Annotated in this window: 15 protein-coding genes; 8 read left to right on the forward strand and 7 right to left on the reverse strand. The window is 71.6% G+C overall.

The features are described from left to right. Window positions 1–3: 3 nt before the first annotated feature. Window positions 4–1,035, reverse strand: coding sequence for a patatin-like phospholipase family protein (locus tag KZJ41_RS21105; protein ID WP_029545286.1), 1,032 nt, complete (start codon window positions 1,033–1,035; stop codon window positions 4–6). 174 nt (window positions 1,036–1,209) lie between these two features. On the opposite strand from KZJ41_RS21105, the gene KZJ41_RS21110 reads away from it, so the two are divergent. From KZJ41_RS21110 to KZJ41_RS21120, 3 genes are all read left to right on the forward strand, one after another. Beyond that, window positions 1,210–1,557 (forward strand): PASTA domain-containing protein, encoded by a 348-nt coding sequence (locus KZJ41_RS21110; RefSeq protein ID WP_306430620.1) that lies wholly within the window; start codon window positions 1,210–1,212, stop codon window positions 1,555–1,557. A gap of 112 nt (window positions 1,558–1,669) precedes the next feature. Continuing rightward, on the forward strand, window positions 1,670–2,053 hold the full coding sequence (locus KZJ41_RS21115; RefSeq protein ID WP_029545290.1) for a phage holin family protein: 384 nt from the start codon (window positions 1,670–1,672) through the stop codon (window positions 2,051–2,053). A gap of 85 nt (window positions 2,054–2,138) precedes the next feature. Then, window positions 2,139–2,345, forward strand: coding sequence for a PspC domain-containing protein (locus KZJ41_RS21120; RefSeq protein WP_029545293.1), 207 nt, complete (start codon window positions 2,139–2,141; stop codon window positions 2,343–2,345). Between the two features lie 81 nt (window positions 2,346–2,426). Here the strand turns inward: KZJ41_RS21120 and KZJ41_RS21125 are convergent, their stop codons facing one another. Then, window positions 2,427–3,284, reverse strand: coding sequence for a LysR family transcriptional regulator (locus tag KZJ41_RS21125; protein WP_029545295.1), 858 nt, complete (start codon window positions 3,282–3,284; stop codon window positions 2,427–2,429). Window positions 3,285–3,368: 84 nt separating this feature from the next. On the opposite strand from KZJ41_RS21125, the gene KZJ41_RS21130 reads away from it, so the two are divergent. Continuing rightward, a complete protein-coding gene (locus KZJ41_RS21130) occupies window positions 3,369–4,358 on the forward strand; it encodes a bile acid:sodium symporter family protein (protein WP_251549539.1) in 990 nt (329 codons plus the stop codon). A gap of 1,182 nt (window positions 4,359–5,540) precedes the next feature. On the opposite strand, the gene groL is transcribed toward KZJ41_RS21130, so the two are convergent. From groL to htpG, 4 genes are all read right to left on the reverse strand, one after another. Continuing rightward, window positions 5,541–7,166 (reverse strand): chaperonin GroEL, encoded by a 1,626-nt coding sequence (groL, locus tag KZJ41_RS21135; RefSeq protein ID WP_006932397.1) that lies wholly within the window; start codon window positions 7,164–7,166, stop codon window positions 5,541–5,543. Window positions 7,167–7,415: 249 nt separating this feature from the next. Further along, window positions 7,416–7,943, reverse strand: coding sequence for a DUF6764 family protein (locus KZJ41_RS21140; RefSeq protein WP_065923411.1), 528 nt, complete (start codon window positions 7,941–7,943; stop codon window positions 7,416–7,418). Between the two features lie 109 nt (window positions 7,944–8,052). Next, a complete protein-coding gene (locus tag KZJ41_RS21145; RefSeq protein WP_006932403.1) occupies window positions 8,053–8,829 on the reverse strand; it encodes an HAD-IIA family hydrolase in 777 nt (258 codons plus the stop codon). A 106-nt stretch (window positions 8,830–8,935) separates the two neighbouring features. Beyond that, complete coding sequence (gene htpG / locus KZJ41_RS21150; protein ID WP_006932404.1) at window positions 8,936–10,867, reverse strand: molecular chaperone HtpG; 1,932 nt, start codon at window positions 10,865–10,867, stop codon at window positions 8,936–8,938. A gap of 212 nt (window positions 10,868–11,079) precedes the next feature. On the opposite strand from htpG, the gene hutU reads away from it, so the two are divergent. From hutU to KZJ41_RS21170, 4 genes are read left to right on the forward strand one after another with little or no spacing between them, the layout of a single operon-like run. Further along, a complete protein-coding gene (gene hutU / locus KZJ41_RS21155; RefSeq protein ID WP_029545300.1) occupies window positions 11,080–12,762 on the forward strand; it encodes a urocanate hydratase in 1,683 nt (560 codons plus the stop codon). Between the two features lie 4 nt (window positions 12,763–12,766). Next, window positions 12,767–13,951, forward strand: coding sequence for an imidazolonepropionase (gene hutI / locus KZJ41_RS21160; RefSeq protein ID WP_065922273.1), 1,185 nt, complete (start codon window positions 12,767–12,769; stop codon window positions 13,949–13,951). Further along, on the forward strand, window positions 13,948–14,943 hold the full coding sequence (gene hutG, locus KZJ41_RS21165) for a formimidoylglutamase (protein WP_065922272.1): 996 nt from the start codon (window positions 13,948–13,950) through the stop codon (window positions 14,941–14,943). The genes hutI and hutG overlap by 4 nt, the downstream gene beginning before the upstream one ends. Window positions 14,944–14,980: 37 nt before the next feature. After that, the gene (locus KZJ41_RS21170; protein WP_029545308.1) at window positions 14,981–16,219 is read left to right on the forward strand and encodes an FAD-binding oxidoreductase; all 1,239 of its coding nucleotides are present in this window, start codon (window positions 14,981–14,983) and stop codon (window positions 16,217–16,219) included. A gap of 3 nt (window positions 16,220–16,222) precedes the next feature. Here KZJ41_RS21170 and hutH read toward each other — a convergent pair whose 3' ends face one another. Further along, window positions 16,223–17,770 carry a histidine ammonia-lyase gene (hutH, locus tag KZJ41_RS21175; RefSeq protein ID WP_231772591.1) on the reverse strand — a complete coding sequence of 516 codons (1,548 nt, stop codon included), beginning with the start codon at window positions 17,768–17,770 and terminating at the stop codon, window positions 16,223–16,225. Window positions 17,771–17,921 lie beyond the last annotated feature (151 nt).

Genomic DNA, 17,921 nt, shown 5'->3' on the forward strand with positions numbered 1-17,921 from the left:
AGCCTAGGCGGTTCCGGTGTCCGGGTCAGCCGGTTCGGCGACCGGCGCGACGCCGAGCCCCGCGGCGTCGAGGGCGGACTCCGTGAGGCTGCGGCCGAGCGCGATCATCTCGGCCGCACGGTGGAAGTCGAGGCTGCGTCCCGACTTGCGAGGGACGCGGATGAGCACGTCCGGCGGGTACCCGGCGAGCTGATACCGGGCGAGGGCCGACTGCATCAGGTCGAGCGAACGGTTCATCACCTCGAAGCGGCTGAGCTTCGGGACCGGTACCGGATCGTCGACGACCTCGGTCTCCTCGGGCGCCACGTCCTCCACGGCATCGCTGCGTGCCACCTGCCCGCTGCCGAAGCGACCGACCACCGAGCGGACGACGTCGCGCTCGAGCAGTTGCGCGGCGCTGCGGCGGAAGCGGCCGATCCACTCGTCGACCGGTCGCGGCTCTGCACTCGCGTGGGCCGGGGCGCCGCCCTCGACGTCGCGCTCCTCCGCCCCGAGGCTGACACCGATGGTGACGTCGGCACCGGCGGCGAGGATCGGGGCGAGTGGCAGCGGATCGAGGATTCCGCCGTCCGCGAGCACCCGCCCGTTGAGCACGTACGGGGTGATCACGCCGGGGATCGCGATGGAGGCGCGGATCGCCACGTCGACGGGGCCGCGCTGGAACCACACGGACCGGCCGGCGGCCAGGTCCGTCGCGACCGCCGTATACGGGATCCGCAGCCCCTCGATGGGGGTGTCGCCGAGGATCTCGCGCACCTTGTCGAGGATCTTCTCGGCGTGGATGGCGCCCGGCGCGGACAGTGACACGTCGAGCAGGCGCAGCACGTCGAGCTGGGTCAACGACGTCGCCCAGCGGGTGTAGTCGTCGAGCTTGCCCGCCGCGTACAGCCCGCCGACGAGCGCGCCCATGGACGAGCCCGCCACCCCGGTGATGTCGAAGCCGCGTTCCTCGAGCACCTCGATCACGCCGATGTGGGCGTAGCCGCGGGCACCCCCGCTGCCCAGGGCGAGCGCCACACGCGTCGGTCCGGCCATGCACAGATCCTACGGAGCACACGGCGCGCGAACCCCGAGACGAAAGATCAGGGTAGGGATCGGGGCGTCACCCGATGTGGAGCCGGCCCGCCGGTCGGCACGCTGAAAGGCATGACATCCACCACGAGCAGTTCCCACTCCGTTCCCGAAAGATCCCGCCGTGGAAGGGGTTTGCTGCGCACCTCCGTCACCGCGGCCGTGTGCGCGGCGGCCGCGTCGGTGTTGCTGGGCGCCGGGACCGCGGTGTTGCTGGGCGCCGGGACCGCGGCGGCGGCCCAGCCGGCTCCGAACGTGGTCGGAATGAGCGAACACAGCGCCCGGGCCGCGCTCGAGGCGCAGGGCGTGCCGTACGTCGTGGTCAACCGCGCCGGCACGGCATCCGGCGACTGCCACGTCACCGAACAGCGCGACAGGGGCTACCGCACCGAGATCGACATGCGGTACAACCACGACAAGGACGAGTTCGAGCGCGTCGAGACGCAGGTCTGGCGGGGCGTGGGCCTGGCGGTGGTCTGCATCTGACGAGTTCTCGCGCCGCGCCGGCGATCCGGCGTCTCGAGGCGGGCCGGGATTCCGGCCCGCCTCGTCGGCTTGTCGGTTCACCCTCCCGGCCGGTGGGGGCTAGTCTCCTGGCATGGTCCGTCTGCTCGCGTCCGCGGTCGTCGCACTGCTCGCCAACGCTCTGGCGCTGCTCGTCGGTGCCTGGGTCCTGCCCGGCATGACGCTCGACGGCGTCGCCTTCGTCATCGCCGTCGTCCTGTTCACCGTGGCCGCGATGCTCGTCGACCCCCTGCTGCGTCAGCTGGCGGTGACCAAGACCCCTGCGCTCCTGGGCAGCAGCGCGCTCATCTCGACGCTGGTGGCGCTGATCGTCACCTCGCTCGTCAGCGACGGCCTGCAGATCCGGGGCGCGGCGACCTGGATCCTCGCGACGGTGATCGTGTGGGCCGTCGCGCTGATCGCCCGGATGCTGCTGCCCCTGGTGATCTTCAAGAAGACGCTCGCCAAGCGCCGCTGAGGACGAACCCCGAGACGAAAGATCAGGGTAGGAATCGGGGCGTCACCCGATGTGGCCGGCAGGCCCGCGGCGGCACGCTTGTCGCATGACATTCGAGAACAGCACCCCCGGTCCCCGTCCCTTCGCCCGTTCCCGCTCGCAGCGCATGCTCGGTGGCGTGTGCGGCGGTCTCGCCGAATACTTCGGCATCGACGTCAACCTCGTCCGCGCCGGTGTGGTGGTCGCCGCGTTCGTCACCGGAGGCGGTGCGGCGCTGGTCTACCTGGCGCTGTGGATGCTGCTGCCCGAGTGAGAGGGACGAGCTCACCGCTCTCCCCCGCGGCGTGCGCCCGCTCCGCCGGCCGGAACGGGCGCACGCCGCGCGCAACGACGGTCAGCCGTCCCGGCCGAGCCGGTCGGCGTTCGCGAGGATCACGGCACGCAGTGCCCGCTCGGGTTCGTTGAGGACCGAACGCCGCGACAGCAGCACGAACTCGACCTCCCCCGCGTCGGGCAGTCGTCCCGCGCGCACGGGAACGAGCCCCGCCGGCGGCAGCCGGGCAGCGTGGAGCACGACGCCGAGCCCGGCGAGGACGGCTGCGCGCAGGCCGTTGAGGCTGTCGGTGGTGCAGGTGATGCGCGCCCCGAGTCCGGCGCGCCGGAGCGTGTCGAGGGCGATCTCGCGGGTCAACGCCGGCGGCGGATACGTCACCAGCGGGATCGGCCCGTCGGGCTCGACCACGAAGTCCGGTGCGGCGTGGAACACCAGCCGGTCCCGGAAGATCAGCTCCCCGTGTCGCTCCCCCGGCCGGCGCTTGCCGAAGACCAGGTCGAGGTCCCCGTCGTCGAGGCGCCGATGCAGGTCCTCGCTCAGCGCGACGGTGAGCTCGAAATCCACCCGCGGATGACTGCGCCGGAACTCCGCGAGGATGGCGGGCAGTTCGTGCAGCACCAGGTCCTCCGAGGCCCCGAAGCGCAGCCGCCCGCTGATCGGCGACTCCGAGAAGTACCGCCGGGCCGCGTCGTGCCGATCGAGGATGTCCCGGGCGAAGCCCAGCATGGCTGCGCCGTCGGCGGTGAGATCGACCGCGTGCGTGTCCCGCAGGAACAGCCGGCGGCCGGCGGCCTGCTCGAGCTTGCCGACGTGCTGACTGACCGTGGACTGGCGCAGGCCGAGCCGTCGCGCTGCGAGCGTGAAGCTGCGGGCGCGTTCCACGGCCAGGAAGCTGCGCAGGTGGACGGGATCGAACACCACGGTATTCAATCACGATTTGTGATGACAGTAATCGCGGTGATCGGTTTCCTGGATGGGCGTGCGGTGGCCTAGCGTCGACTCATGTTCTCCAGGATCCCCGTGCTCGGACGCCTCGACCCCTTCCTCGTCGGCATCCTCGCCACCGTCGCGATCGCGGCGCTGCTGCCGGCCGAGGGCACGGCCCTGACCGCCGTCACGTGGGCCTCGAAGATCGCCATCGGCCTGCTGTTCTTCCTCTACGGAGCTCGCCTGTCCACGCACGAGGCCCTCGAAGGCCTCAAGCACTGGCGCCTGCACCTGACGATCCTCGCCACCACGTTCGCGGTGTTCCCGCTGCTCGGTCTGGCGACGAAGGTCCTCGTGCCGGCGGTCCTGACCGAGCCGTTGTATCTCGGCGTCCTCTACCTGTGCCTGCTGCCCTCGACGGTGCAGTCGTCGATCGCGCTGGTCTCGGTGGCCCGGGGCAACATCCCGGGGGCGGTCGTCTCCGCCAGCGCGTCGAGCCTGCTCGGCATCTTCGTCACGCCGCTGCTCGTCGCGCTGACGATGACCACGCAGGGCGTGACGTTCAGCGCCTCTGCGGTGCTCGACATCGTGCTCATGCTGCTGGTTCCGTTCCTCGCGGGCCAGCTCGTGCGCCGCTGGATCGGCGGGTGGGTCAAGGCCCACGGCAGGCCGCTGAAGATCGTCGACCGCGGTTCGATCCTGCTCGTCGTGTACGTCGCGTTCAGCCGCGGCATGAACGAGGGCATCTGGTCGAGCCTGTCGCCCGCGCGGCTGCTCGCCCTCGTGGGCGTGTGCGTCGTGCTGCTCGCGCTGGTCCTGGCGATCACGTGGTTCGGCGCACCGCGCCTGGGCTTCTCCTACGAGGACCGCGCGACGATCCTGTTCTGCGGCTCGACGAAGTCGCTCGCCACGGGCCTGCCGATGGCGACGGTGCTGTTCCCGGGCCAGCCGATCGGGCTGATCGTCCTGCCGCTCATGTTGTTCCACCAGATCCAGCTGCTGGTGTGTGCCGCGATCGCGGCGCGGCTGGCGAAGCGTGCGGTCGCCGCGGCCGTGGCGGTGTGAACCGGCCGAACACCTCACGACCGCAGCCACAGCGGCAGGAGATCCTGCGGCTGCGGCTGCGATTCGACTCCGGTCTCGGGCCCGGGACTAGTCCGTGCTGCCGGAGCCGAGGTCGGCGATCAGTTCGAGGATGGGCGTGATGAGGTCGAGCAGGCTGCCGATCATGATCTTCTCCGTCCAGGTGGTGGGTGGCTGCTAGTCGTCGCCGGCGCTCAGCGAGTCCAGGACCTCCAGCAGATCGAAATTCTCGAGTACCCAACCGATGATGTCCGCGAGAGACCCCATGGCGACTCCTCCTTGATTTCGTCGGTGTCACGGATGCGCGGCCTGGAACTGCGACCGCGACGCCATTGTTACAACATGTCACGAGTCGAGAACGCAGAAATCGGAAAAATCACCCCTCGATGGGAACGGGCCGGTCACACCGGAAACCCCGGACAGCACTCGGCCGCAGCGACGACGTGTGCCGCTGCGGCCGAGTGCTGTGGATCGAGGCAGCTCGAGAAGGGAAACCCTCCGACTCCCTCTCGGGCCGACGATCAGCTCACGGCCTGCTGGGTGGTCTCACCGGCCTCCGCGCTGCCCGTGCCGAGGATGTCGGCGAAGTCACCGAAGGTCTCCAGCAGGAGGTTGAGAATGTCCTGAACGGATCCGAGCATTGTCCGACTCCTTTGTCTCGTGTTTCTCGACCGGCCGGAATTTCCGGCCCGCCGCTTCTGCACGCGACCGGATCGTTCCCGATCACAATTCCGAGTGTGGCACGGGCCCCGCGAATTGTGCGCTGCGAGCCGGCGAATTCAGGGCGTGAGACAATTCACACCCCGGAAATGCGGCCTTGTTCTCGATGCATTTCCGCGGCATTTATGCAGGTGCAGAGCGGAAAATTCCGGAACGCGAAGATTTCCGCATTGTGAGTGCGGAAAAACGGAATGTTTAACGAAAAGAATTGCGTCCCCGGCCGCCCGGGAAGCGCCGCGCGGCCGCCCCGAACTGCACTTCAGCACTCGGCGCGGCGGAACATTTCCCCGATTTCCCGGCGGCGGCAGGCATTCCTGCACCCGTCGGAACTTCGCGCACGCCGGGGCCTGCGCTCCCCGCCGCTCGGCCCGGGCCGAGCCCTCGACGCCACGAGGCCCGGCCCCACCGAAGTGGAACCGGGCCTCGAAGACGGTCGGGCGTGGATCAGAAGTCCATGCCACCCATGCCGCCGGTCGGGTCGCCGGCGGGAGCGGCGGCCTTCTCCGGCTTGTCGGCGACGACAGCCTCGGTGGTCAGGAACAGGGCCGCGATGGACGCCGCGTTCTGCAGCGCCGAGCGGGTGACCTTGACCGGGTCGTTGATGCCGGCAGCCAGCAGGTCCTCGTACTCGCCGGTGGCAGCGTTGAGGCCGTGGCCGGCGGGCAGGTTGCGGACCTTCTCGGCGACGACGCCGGGCTCGAGGCCGGCGTTGAAGGCGATCTGCTTCAGCGGGGCCTCGAGGGCAACCTTGACGATGTTGGCACCGGTGGCCTCGTCACCCTCGAGCTTCAGGTCGTCCAGAACCGGCGCGGCCTGCAGCAGCGCGACGCCACCACCGGCGACGATGCCCTCCTCGACCGCAGCCTTGGCGTTGCGGACGGCATCCTCGATGCGGTGCTTGCGCTCCTTGAGCTCGACCTCGGTGGCGGCACCGGCCTTGATGACCGCAACGCCGCCGGCCAGCTTGGCCAGACGCTCCTGCAGCTTCTCGCGGTCGTAGTCCGAGTCCGACGCCTCGATCTCGGCGCGGATCTGGTTCACGCGACCGGCGATGGCGTCGGCGTCGCCGGCACCGTCGACGATGGTGGTCTCGTCCTTGGTGACGACGACCTTGCGCGCACGGCCGAGCAGCTCGAGACCGGCGGTCTCGAGGGAGAGACCGACCTCTTCGCTGATGACCTCGCCACCGGTGAGGATGGCGATATCGGCGAGCTGGGCCTTGCGGCGGTCACCGAAGCCGGGGGCCTTGATGGCGACCGACTTGAAGGTGCCACGGATCTTGTTGACGACCAGGGTGGACAGAGCCTCACCCTCGACGTCCTCGGCGATGATCGCCAGCGGCTTGCCGGACTGGATGACCTTCTCCAGCAGCGGCAGCAGGTCCTTGACGGTCGAGATCTTGCCCGACACGAGCAGGATGTAGGCGTCCTCGAGCACGGCCTCCTGACGCTCGGCGTCGGTGGCGAAGTACAGCGAGATGTAGCCCTTGTCGAAGCGCATGCCCTCGGTCAGCTCGAGCTGCAGGCCGAAGGTGTTGGACTCCTCGACGGTGATGACGCCTTCCTTGCCCACCTTGTCGATGGCCTCGGCGATCAGCTCACCGATCGCGGGGTCGCCCGCGGAGATGCCGGCGGTGGCGCCGATCTGCTCCTTGGTCTCGACCTCCTTGGCGGTGTCGAGCAGCTTGGCAGTGACGGCCTCGACGGCCTTCTCGATGCCGCGCTTGAGGCCGAGGGGGTTCGCACCGGCGGCGACGTTGCGCAGACCCTCGCGCACCAGCGCCTGGGCGAGCACGGTGGCGGTGGTGGTGCCGTCACCCGCGACGTCGTCCGTCTTCTTGGCAACTTCCTTGACCAGCTCGGCGCCGATCTTCTCGTACGGGTCCTCGAGCTCGATCTCCTTGGCGATGGACACACCATCGTTGGTGATCGTGGGGGCGCCCCACTTCTTCTCGAGCACGACGTTGCGACCCTTGGGCCCCAACGTCACCTTGACAGCGTCGGCGAGGCTGTTCAGGCCCCGCTCGAGGCCGCGACGGGCCTCTTCGTCGAACGCGATGATCTTGGCCATTGCGAAGTGATCCTCCGGATATGGGGGTGACACGCAGGGCGACCGCTCGTCGGGTCGCCCCATGTACGCCTTCGGCCGGAAGCAGTGCCCGCGACGGACGACCAGGGGTGTCGATATTCCCGGCCTCACCGTCCCGACCTGGCACTCACGTGTTGCGAGTGCCAAGAGCATTCTTAGCACTCGAGGGTGGCGAGTGCAAGGTCTGGAGCACCCGCCACCCCCGTCGCGCAAGACCGCTGCGGTGTGTTCTCAGCGACGCGTGGAACCGACGCCGACGGCGCACCACTGACCGGTGGCCGTGTTGACGGCGAACGACTGCGGGCCGACGCAGGTCACCCCGGTCGGATCGGCCGTCGCCCCCGACCCCCAGCCCGCGACCGACACCGTCGTCACCGGGCCCTGCGCCGAGGAATGGCTCAGTCCGCCGCCGAGGGCGTACGCGTAGGAGCGGCCACCGTTCTGGGCGCCGCTCAGGGCGGTCCCGAACCCCGTCGCGTGGGCCTCGGCCGCGCCGGCCGTCTGCGCCGCCGACACCGCGGTGCCGCTCTCGGAGGCGAAGGAGTGGGCCGTGCCGCCCTCGGCGGCCGTCGCGCCGCAGCTGGCGGCGTCGGAGACCAGGATCTCGTTGGCCGACGGCGGCGACACGCACGTCACCGGCGCCGCCGTCGCGGTACCCACGCCGAGCAGGGCGGCCGACGCGACGCCGAGAGCGGCGACGACACCGGCCCGGAGGAGGCGGCGGGGGACTAAGACGGCACGGATGGATCGGATGGACAACAAGGTCTCCTCTGCGCTGGGCCGGGACTCGCTGGGCTCGGATGCCCGGACGGGGGCGACTCCCCCGGCGGCGAGGGTACCGGTCACACCCGCCCGGGGCGAGACGGCGTCACAGCGTGTCGAGGAGCTCCGGCAGGGCGGCGACCGAATCGATCACCCGATCGGGACGCTCGACCGCGAGGTCGAGCACCGACTGCCGAAACTTGCCGGTGCGCACCAGGATTCCCGTCATGCCGAGGCGCTGGCCGGGGATGACCTCCGCGTGGAGATCGTCGCCCACCACGGCCATCCGGTCCGGTTCGGTGCCCATCAGCTCGGCCGCGGCGAGGAAGCCCCGCATCGACGGCTTGCCGACCGCGACGACGGTCTGCCCGGTGAGTTCCTCGAGACCGGGCAGGTACACGCCGGTGTCGATGCGCAGGCCGTCCGCGGACTGCCACGTGGAGCCGCGGTGCATCGCGACCACCGGCACCCCGTCGAGCATGAGCTCGGCGACGCGGCTGAGGGCGCGGTGGCTGAACTCCGGCCCGGCCCCGCCGAGCACGACCACCTCGGGATCGTCCTCGTCGCGCACGATGCCCTCGAGGTCCGCCTCCACGTCGCCGTGGTTGAGCACCCAGCAGCGCCGGTCCGGGTAGGTCTGGCGCAGGTACTCGGCGGTGAGGGACGCGGCCGTCACGATCTCGGCGGGCTCGACCGGCATGCCCAGCCCGGTGAGGCTCTCGGCGATCTGCGCGCAGGTCCGCGACGTGGTGTTGGTCAGGAAGGCCCGATGCACCCCGCGCTCGCGGAGCCCGGCAAGCACCTCGGCGGCGCCCGGCACGGGTTCCCACGACGTCACGATCACGCCCTCGATATCGAACAACACCCCGTCCACGCCGGCCATGGTGTGAGCCTATCGGGTCGCCGCACCCCCACCACGCACGGACCGAATGTCACACCACGTCGATTCGATCGACGCGATGTGACATTCGGCCGGAAGGGGTGAGCGGTTACAGCGTGCGCGCGAGGCGATCGGCGAGCAGACGGGCGAACGCCGCCGGGTCCTCGAGTTCGCCGCCCTCGGCGAGCAGCGCGGTGCCGTACAGCAACTCGGCGGTCTCGCCGAGCGTCGGGTCGTCGGCGTGCCGGGCGTGCGCGTCGCGCAGCGCCGTGACCAACGGGTGGTCCGGGTTGAGCTCGAGGATGCGCTTGGTGTGCGGGACGGGCTGGCCCGACGCCCGGTACATCCGTTCGAGGGCGGGCGACATCGCGAACGTGTCGCCGACGAGGCACGCGGGCGACGTGGTCAGCCGCGACGACAGCCGCACCTGCTTCACGTGCTCGTCGAGCGTCTCGCCGAGCCACGACAGCAGGTCGGCGTACTCCTTCTCCCGCTCCTCACGCTCGGCCTCGGCGGCCTTCTTCTCGTCCTCGGTACCGAGATCCACCTCGCCCTTGGCGATCGACTGGAACGGCTTGCCCTCGAACTCGGGCACGGACCCCACCCACATCTCGTCGACCGGGTCGGTGAGCAGCAGCACCTCGAAGCCCTTGGCGCGGAAGGCCTCCATGTGCGGGGAGCTCTCGATCTGCTGCCGGGACTCGCCGGTCATGTAGAAGATCTCGTCCTGGCCTTCCTTCATCCGCGAGACGTACTCGGCGAGCGTCGTCGTCGAGTCCTCGCTGTGCGTGGACTCGAAGGAGGACACGGCGAGCAGGGTGTCGCGGTTGTCGAAATCCGAGAGCAGACCCTCCTTGAGGACCCGGCCGAACTGCGACCAGAAGGTCCGGTACTTCTCCTTCTCGGTGGTCGCCATGTCCTGGATCGTGGACAGCACCTTCTTGGTGAGCCGCCGGCGGATCGCGCGGATCTGCCTGTCCTGCTGCAGGATCTCGCGCGAGACGTTGAGCGACAGGTCCTGGGCGTCGACCACGCCCTTGACGAACCGCAGGTACTCCGGGATCAGCTCCTCGCAGTCGTCCATGATGAACACGCGCTTGACGTAGAGGTGGATCCCGGTCTTGCGCTCGCGCATGAACAGGTCGAACGGCGCCTGCGACGGGATGAACAGCAGCGCCTGGTATTCGAATGTGCCCTCGGCCTTCATCGGGACGACCTCGAGCGGCTCGTCCCACGCGTGGCTGACGTGCTTGTAGAACTCGCTGTACTCCTCCGCGGAGACGTCGTCCTTCGAGCGCGCCCACAGCGCCTTCATCGAGTTCAGGGTCTCCGTCTCGCGGACCACTTCGGCGACGGACCCCTCCCCCTCGGCGGGCTTGGTGCGTTCGACCTGCATCCGGATCGGCCAGGCGATGAAATCCGAGTAGCGCTTGACGATCTCCTTGATCTTCCACTCGGCCGTGTAGTCGAACAGGTGATCCTCGGTGTCCTCCGGCTTGAGGTGCAGCGTCACCGACGTGCCCTGGGGTGCGCCCTCGACCGTCTCGATCGTGTAGGTCGACTCGCCGCTCGACTCCCACCGGGTGCCGTCGTGCTCGCCGGCCTTGCGGGTCAGCAGGGTCACCTTGTCGGCCACCATGAAGGTCGAGTAGAAGCCGACCCCGAACTGGCCGATGAGTTCCTCCGGCGCGGCCGACTCCTGCGCCTCGCGCAGCTTGCGCCGCAGTTCCGCGGTACCCGACTTCGCGAGGGTGCCGATCAGGTCGACCACCTCGTCCCGGGACATGCCGATGCCGTTGTCGCGGACGGTGAGGGTGCGCTGCTCCTTGTCGACCTCGATCTCGATGTGCAGATCCGAGGTGTCGACCTGCAGGTCCTTGTTGCGGAACGCCTCGAGCTTGAGCTTGTCCAGCGCGTCCGACGAGTTGGAGACGAGTTCCCGGAGGAAGGTGTCCTTGTTCGAATACACCGAATGGATCAGCAGATCCAGCAGCTGACGCGTCTCCGCCTGAAACTCGAGCTGTTCGATACCCGTGGTCATGGATGGTTCCCTTCGACAGCAGAACGTTCGACGAAATCGTACGACCGCGCCGCCCCGCTGTTCCAAGGGGCCGCCGGGGCGGGCCGCGGCCGGCCGCTCGGTCTCGGATCCGACACATCCGCCCGGACCGGTTGTCGCGGGGCGGTCCGCCGCAGTGTCATGGGATGGAGTCGCGGCGCCGGCGCGCCTCGCCGGTTTCGAGAGGAGGCCCCATGGCCACCGGAACGACCCCCTCCGCCCTCCCGGGCCCGCGGCCCGTGCGCGCCCCGCGCGGTCCCGGGCTGCGGTGCCGGGGCTGGCAACAGGAGGGCGCGTTGCGCCTGTTGATGAACAACCTCGATCCCGACGTCGCCGAACGGCCGGACGACCTGGTGGTCTACGGCGGCACCGGCCGGGCGGCCCGCAACTGGGCCGCATTCGACGCGATCGTGCGGACCCTCGAGACCCTCGGCGGCGACGAGACGCTGCTCGTGCAGTCCGGCAAGCCCGTCGGGGTGCTGCGCACCCACGAGTGGGCACCGCGCGTGCTGCTGGCCAACTCGAATCTGGTCGGCGACTGGGCGAACTGGGAGGAGTTCCGCCGCCTGGAGGCGCTGGGGCTGACGATGTACGGGCAGATGACCGCCGGATCCTGGATCTACATCGGCTCGCAGGGCATCCTGCAGGGCACCTACGAGACGTTCGGGGCCGTCGCCCGCAAGCGGTTCGGCGGCAGCCTCGCCGGCACCGTCACCCTGACCGCGGGCCTGGGCGGCATGGGCGGGGCGCAGCCCCTGGCGATCACGATGAACGAGGGCGTCGCGATCTGCGTCGAGGTCGACGAGGCCCGGGTCGACCGCCGGCTCGCGCAGGGTTTCCTCGACGCCAAGGCCGACAGCGTCGAGGCGGCGCTGGCCTCGGCGCTCGCGGCACGGGATGCGCGCGAGCCCCGCTCGATCGGGGTGGTCGGCAACGCCGCCGACGTCGTGCCGGCGCTGCTCGCGCTGCAGGCCCCCATCGACATCGTCACCGACCAGACCTCCGCCCACGACCCGCTGTCCTACCTGCCGCTCGGGGTGACGGTCGAGGAGTGGCACACCCTCGCGGCGAAGGACCCCGTGTGGTTCACCGAGCAGGCCCGCCGGTCGATGGCCCGGCACGTGAAGGCCATGGTCGGGTTCCTCGATCGCGGCGCCGAGGTGTTCGACTACGGCAACTCCATCCGCGACGAGGCCCGCAAGGGCGGCTTCGACCGGGCGTTCGCGTTCCCCGGCTTCGTACCCGCCTACATCCGTCCGCTGTTCGAGGAGGGCCGCGGGCCGTTCCGCTGGGTCGCGCTGTCGGGAGATCCCGCGGACATCGCGGCCACCGACCGTGCCGTCCTTGAGCTGTTCCCCGAGAACGAGCATCTCGCCCGATGGCTCACCCTGGCCGGGCGCGCGGTGCCGTTCCAGGGGCTGCCGGCCCGCATCTGCTGGCTCGGCTACGGCGAACGGGACCGGGCCGGGCTGAGGTTCAACGAGATGGTCGCCGCCGGAGAGGTCGCCGCTCCGATCGCCATCGGCCGCGACCACCTCGACGCCGGGTCGGTGGCCTCGCCGTACCGCGAGACCGAGGCGATGGCCGACGGTTCGGACGCGATCGCCGACTGGCCGCTGCTCAACGCCCTGGTCAACACGGCGTCCGGCGCGTCGTGGGTGTCGATCCACCACGGTGGCGGGGTCGGCATCGGCCGGTCGCTACACGCCGGGCAGGTGTGCATCGCCGACGGCACCGACCTCGCCGCGCGCAAGCTCGAGCGGGTGCTGACGAACGACCCCGGCACCGGCGTCCTCCGGCACGTCGACGCCGGCTACCCCCGTGCCGCCGAGGTCGCCGCGCGCCGCGGACTGCGCATCCCGATGCGGGAGGGCTGACGCCGTGTCGCCCGGGCGGAACTGGACACTGCTCGACAACATCGGCTGCCTCGTCACGAACGACCCGGAACTCGACCGGGGCCCGCTGGGGGTGCTCGTGGACGCCGCGGTGGTCGTCGGCGAGGGTCTGATCCGGTGGGTGGGGCCGCGCGACCGGGTCCCCGAGGGGGCCGCCGCGGACCGGCACGACCTGCAGGGCCGCGCCGTGCTGCCCGGATTCGTCGACAGTCATACGCATCTCGTGTTCGCCGGGGAGCGCGCCGAGGAATTCGCCGCCCGCATGGCCGGTGCCCCCTACACCGCCGGCGGCATCGCCACGACGATCGCGGCGACCCGCGCGGCGACCGATCGCGCGCTGGGGGCGACGGTGTCGCGGCTCGTCGCCGAGGGGTGGCAGTCCGGGACGACCACGGTCGAGTGCAAGTCCGGGTACGGCCAGTCCGTCGCCGACGAGCTGCGTTGCCTGCGGGTGGCCGAGGTGTTCACGCCGGAGACGACGCTGCTCGCCGCGCACGCCGTGCCGCCGGAGTTCGCGGGCCGCCCCGACGACTACGTCCGGCTGATGTGCGAGGAGATGGTCCCCGTGTGCGCGCCGCACGCGAAGTGGATCGACGTGTTCTGTGAGCGGGGCGCGTTCGACGCCGACCAGTGCCGGGCCGTGCTGCAGGCAGGGATGGCGCACGGCCTCACCCCGCGGGTGCACGGCAATCAGCTCGGTCCCGGGCCGGGCGTGCAGCTGGCGGTGGAGGTCGGTGCGGCATCGGTGGACCACGTCACCTACACCACGGCGGCGGACGTGGCGGCGCTCGCCGGCTCGGGCACGGTGGCGACGCTGCTGCCGGGCGCCGACTTCTGCACGCGCAACCGGTATCCGGACGCGCGGGCACTGCTGGACGCGGATGTCACCGTCGCGCTGGCCACCGACTGCAACCCCGGCACCTCTTACACCACGAGCATGCCGTTCTGCATCGCGCTGGCGGTGCGCGAGATGCACATGAGCCCGGAGGAGGCGGTCCACGCGGCGACCGCCGGGGGCGCCGCGGCGTTGCGCCGGGACGACGTCGGCGTCGTCCGGGAGGGCGCACGGGCAGATCTGATCGCGTTGGACGCGCCGTCGTACCTGCACCTGGCGTACCGGCCGGGAGTGCAGCTGGTCCGGGAGGTCTGGCAGGAAGGACTGCGGATGTGAGGATTCCGGTCGACGTGCCGCCTGCGCCGTGGACAGGCCGCGACGACGGCCCCGGTCCCGAGCACCTGCGCTGGCACGACGTGGTGGCGCCGCTGCCCGCGGACGCCGCGCGGGCGCAGGTCCTGATCGGATTCCGCAGCGACGAGGGCGTGCGCCGCAACCAGGGGCGGCCCGGCGCGGCGGACGGGCCGGTCGCGTTGCGGCACGCCCTGGCGTCGCTGGCGCTGCCGGCGCCGGCGACGATCCACGACGCCGGCGACGTCGCGGTGCGCGGCGGCGCCCTCGAGGACGGGCAGCGCCGCCTCGGCGCGGCGGTCACCGCGCTGCTCGACGCGGGGCATGCGGTGGTGGTGCTCGGCGGCGGGCACGAGGTGGCCTTCGGCAGCTACCTGGGCTGGGCCGGGTCCGCGGCCGCGCGGGCCGGGACCCGCTGGGGCGTGCTGAACCTGGACGCGCACTTCGACCTGCGGGCGGCGCCCGTCGCCACGTCGGGCACCCCGTTCCGGCAGATGGCCGAACGCGAACGCGAACAGGGCAGGTCGCTGCGCTACGCGGTGGTGGGCATCGCGCAGCCGAGCAACACGGCCGCGCTGTTCGCCGCCGCGGACGAGTTCGGGGTGCGGTACCTGCTGGACGACGAGTGCCGCGCGACGAACCTGCCCGTCGTGGAGACGTTCGTCGAGGAGTTCGTCCGCGCGGTGGACGCGGTGCACCTGACGATCGACCTCGATGTGCTGCCCGGCTGGGTGGCGCCCGGGGTGAGCGCCCCGGCGGCCTGCGGCGTCGCGTTCGAGGTGGTGCAGCACGTGTGCGACGTCGTGGCGCGCAGCGGCAGGCTCGCGCTCGTCGACGTCGCCGAGCTGGCGCCGGCCGTCGACGTCGACGGGCGCACGGCCCGGGCGGCGGCCCGGCTGATCCACCGGATCGTCACGGGGCGGCCGGCGGGCGACCACCCCCGGTTCGCGGGCACCGAGCCCGGCGACGGTCCATGATGGAGGTGATGGGGTACCTCGAGATCGGGAGTGCGTCATGGCGATTCGTCGGGTGGTCGTCGTCGGGGCGGGCTTCGTCGGGTTGTCGGCGGCCTGGTTCCTGCAGGAGCGCGGCGTCGAGGTCACGGTGCTCGACCGCACCGGGGTGGCCGCCGATGCGTCGTGGGGCAATGCGGGCTGGCTGGCCCCCGCGCTGACCCTGCCACTGCCGGAGCCGGCGGTGCTGCGGTACGGGATCCGTTCGATGCTCACGCCGTCGTCCCCGGTGTACGTGCCGCCCGCGGTCGACCTGCGGTTGTGGCGGTTCCTGGCGGGATTCGCGCGGCACTGCACCGCCCGCCGGTGGCGCGCGGCGATGGCGGTGTTCGCCGAGGTGAACCGGATGGCGCTGGGCGCCTACGACGATCTGGCCCGCGGCGGTGTCGTCGAACAGACCCGCCCGGCGGATCCGTTCCTGGCAGCGTTCGCGTCCGAGGACGACCGTCGCGTGCTCGTCGAGGAGTTCCGGCAGGTGGTCGCGGCGGGCGGCGAGGTGGATTTCGACCTGCTCGACGGGGACACGATCCGCACCCTGGAGCCGCTGCTCGGCGACGGGGTGCGGGCCGGGATCCGGCTGCGGGGGCAGCGGTTCGTCGACCCGCCGCGGTTCGTCGCCGCGCTGGCGGAGTCGGTACGCGACCGTGGCGGTGAGATCGTCACCGGGTTCGAGGTGCAGGCGGTCCGGGACGGCCCGCGGGACGTGCGCGTGGTGGGCACCGGCGGCGGGGACCGGGCGGCGGATGCGGTGGTGCTGGCCACCGGGGCCCGGCTGAACGACCTGGCCCGGCCGTTCGGGGTCCGGATGCCGGTGCAGGCCGGTCGCGGCTACAGCTTCAGCGTGCGCCCGGCGCACCTGCCGAAGAACCCGATCTACTTCCCGGCCCAGCGGGTCGCGTGCACGCCGCTGCACGATCGGTTCCGCATCGCCGGGATGATGGAGTTCCGCCGGCCCGACGCCCCGCTCGACCCGCGGCGGATCCAGGCCATCGTCGACGCGGCGCGGCCGCTGCTGACCGGCGTCGACTGGGCCGCCCGGGCGGAGGAGTGGGTGGGCTCGCGTCCCTGCACCCCGGACGGTCTGCCGCTGGTCGGCGGCACCCGCTCCGCGCGCGTGTTCGTCGCCGGCGGTCACGGCATGTGGGGCGTGGCGCTGGGCCCGCTGACCGGCCGCCTGCTGGCCGGCGCGATGACCGGTGCGCGGGCGGCGGTGCCGCGGCAGTTCGACCCGCTCCGCTGACGATCAGTCCAGGGCCCCGATCGCGGATTCCGCCGCGGCGACGAGTTCTCCGCTCGCGGCGAGCCGGGCCGCGGCGTCGATCTCCGGGGCGAGATGCCGGTCCGGGCCGGGCCCGGCCACGTGCCGGCGGAGCGCGGCGACCACCGCGCCGGTGCCGGGGGCCGGGGTGAGCGGGGCGCGCAGGTCCAGTGCGCGTGCCGCGGTGAGTGCCTCGATGGCCAGGACACGGGTCAGCGCGGCGAGGCCGCGGCGCAGCTTGCGGGCGGCGGACCAGCCCATCGAGACGTGGTCCTCCTGCATGGCCGACGACGGGATCGAGTCGACGGCGGCGGGCACGGCGAGGCGCTTGAGGTCGGCGACGAGCGCGGCCTGGGTGTACTGGGCGATCATGTGCCCGCTGTCGACGCCGGGATCGTGGGCGAGGAACGGCGGCAGGCCGTGGCTGCGGGCCACGTCGAGCAGCCGGTCGGTGCGGCGCTCGCTGATGTTCGCGACGTCGGCGACGACGACGGCGAGGAAGTCGAGGACGTACGCCAGCGGGGCGCCGTGGAAGTTGCCGTTCGACTCGATCCGGCCGTCGCGGGTGACGACCGGGTTGTCGATCGCGGCCGCGAGTTCGCGTCCGGCGACCTGCTCGGCGTGGGTCAGGGTGTCGCGCGCGGCGCCCGCGACCTGCGGGGCACACCGCAGCGAGTAGGCATCCTGCACCACCGGGCAGTCCGGGGTCCGGTGGCTGGCCACGACGGCGGAGCCGGCGAGGAGCCGGGTCATGTTGGCGGCGGCCACGGCCTGGCCGGGGTGCGGCCGCAGGGCGTGCAGGTCGGCGGCGAAGACCCGGTCGGTGCCGAGCAGGGCCTCGACGCTCATCGCGGCCGTGACGTCGGCGAGCCGCAGCAGGGCGCGCAGGTCGTGGCAGGCAAGGACCAGCATGCCCAGCATCCCGTCGGTGCCGTTGATGAGGGCGAGCCCTTCCTTCTCGGCGAGCACGACGGGCGCGAGGCCCGCCGCGGCGAGAGCCTGCGCGGCCGGCACGAGCGTGCCGGCGGCGTCGCGGGTCTCGCCCTCGCCGGTGAGGACGAGGGCCACGTGGGCGAGCGGCGCGAGATCCCCGGAACAGCCGAGGCTGCCGTGCTCGGGCACCACCGGCGTGATTCCCGCGCTCAGCATCGCGGCGTAGGCCGTGGCGGTCCCGGGGCGGACCCCGGTGTGCCCGGTGGCGAAGGTGGACAGGCGCAGCAGCATCATCGCGCGGACCACCTCCCGTTCCACCTCGGGACCGGTCCCGGCGGCGTGAGAGCGGATCACGCTGCGCTGCAGATCGATTCGCGATTCCGGGGGAATGTGGCGGGTGGCGAGCGCCCCGAACCCGGTGGTGATGCCGTACGCGGGCCGGGGGTCGCGGGCGAGCGCGTCGACCACGGCACGGGCCGCGCCGATGAGGGCGAGCGCGTCCGCGGAGAGCCGGACCGGCGCGCCGGACCGCGCCACCCGCAGGACCTCGTCCGTCGAGACGGGACCGACCCCGACGACGACCTCCTCGGCCACGGCCACCTCCCGATCGATACGCGCTATCCGGATTGTGTCCCCGGCACCGGCCGGCGCGCCGCCGAATCAGGGTCGAGAAGGCCGGCTTCGCGCCGGATCGTGGTGACCGCATCGTCGGGACCGGCCACAGCCGTGTCGATCGTCAGGTGGGCACGGT

Origin of the sequence: Rhodococcus sp. 11-3, assembly GCF_023704055.1 — a bacterium.
In the GTDB taxonomy this organism is placed as follows: Bacteria; Actinomycetota; Actinomycetes; order Mycobacteriales; family Mycobacteriaceae; genus Rhodococcus; species Rhodococcus aetherivorans.

Bases quoted from the DNA above. Each gene is read 5' to 3' on its own strand.
- KZJ41_RS21105 (WP_029545286.1), bottom strand. From the start codon at position 1,035: ATGGCCGGACCGACGCGTGTGGCGCTCGCCCTGGGCAGCGGGGGTGCC.
- KZJ41_RS21115 (WP_029545290.1), top strand. From the start codon at position 1,670: ATGGTCCGTCTGCTCGCGTCCGCGGTCGTCGCACTGCTCGCCAACGCT.
- KZJ41_RS21120 (WP_029545293.1), top strand. From the start codon at position 2,139: ATGACATTCGAGAACAGCACCCCCGGTCCCCGTCCCTTCGCCCGTTCC.
- KZJ41_RS21130 (WP_251549539.1), top strand. From the start codon at position 3,369: ATGTTCTCCAGGATCCCCGTGCTCGGACGCCTCGACCCCTTCCTCGTC.
- groL (WP_006932397.1), bottom strand. From the start codon at position 7,166: ATGGCCAAGATCATCGCGTTCGACGAAGAGGCCCGTCGCGGCCTCGAG.
- KZJ41_RS21145 (WP_006932403.1), bottom strand. From the start codon at position 8,829: ATGGCCGGCGTGGACGGGGTGTTGTTCGATATCGAGGGCGTGATCGTG.
- htpG (WP_006932404.1), bottom strand. From the start codon at position 10,867: ATGACCACGGGTATCGAACAGCTCGAGTTTCAGGCGGAGACGCGTCAG.
- hutU (WP_029545300.1), top strand. From the start codon at position 11,080: ATGGCCACCGGAACGACCCCCTCCGCCCTCCCGGGCCCGCGGCCCGTG.
- KZJ41_RS21170 (WP_029545308.1), top strand. From the start codon at position 14,981: ATGGCGATTCGTCGGGTGGTCGTCGTCGGGGCGGGCTTCGTCGGGTTG.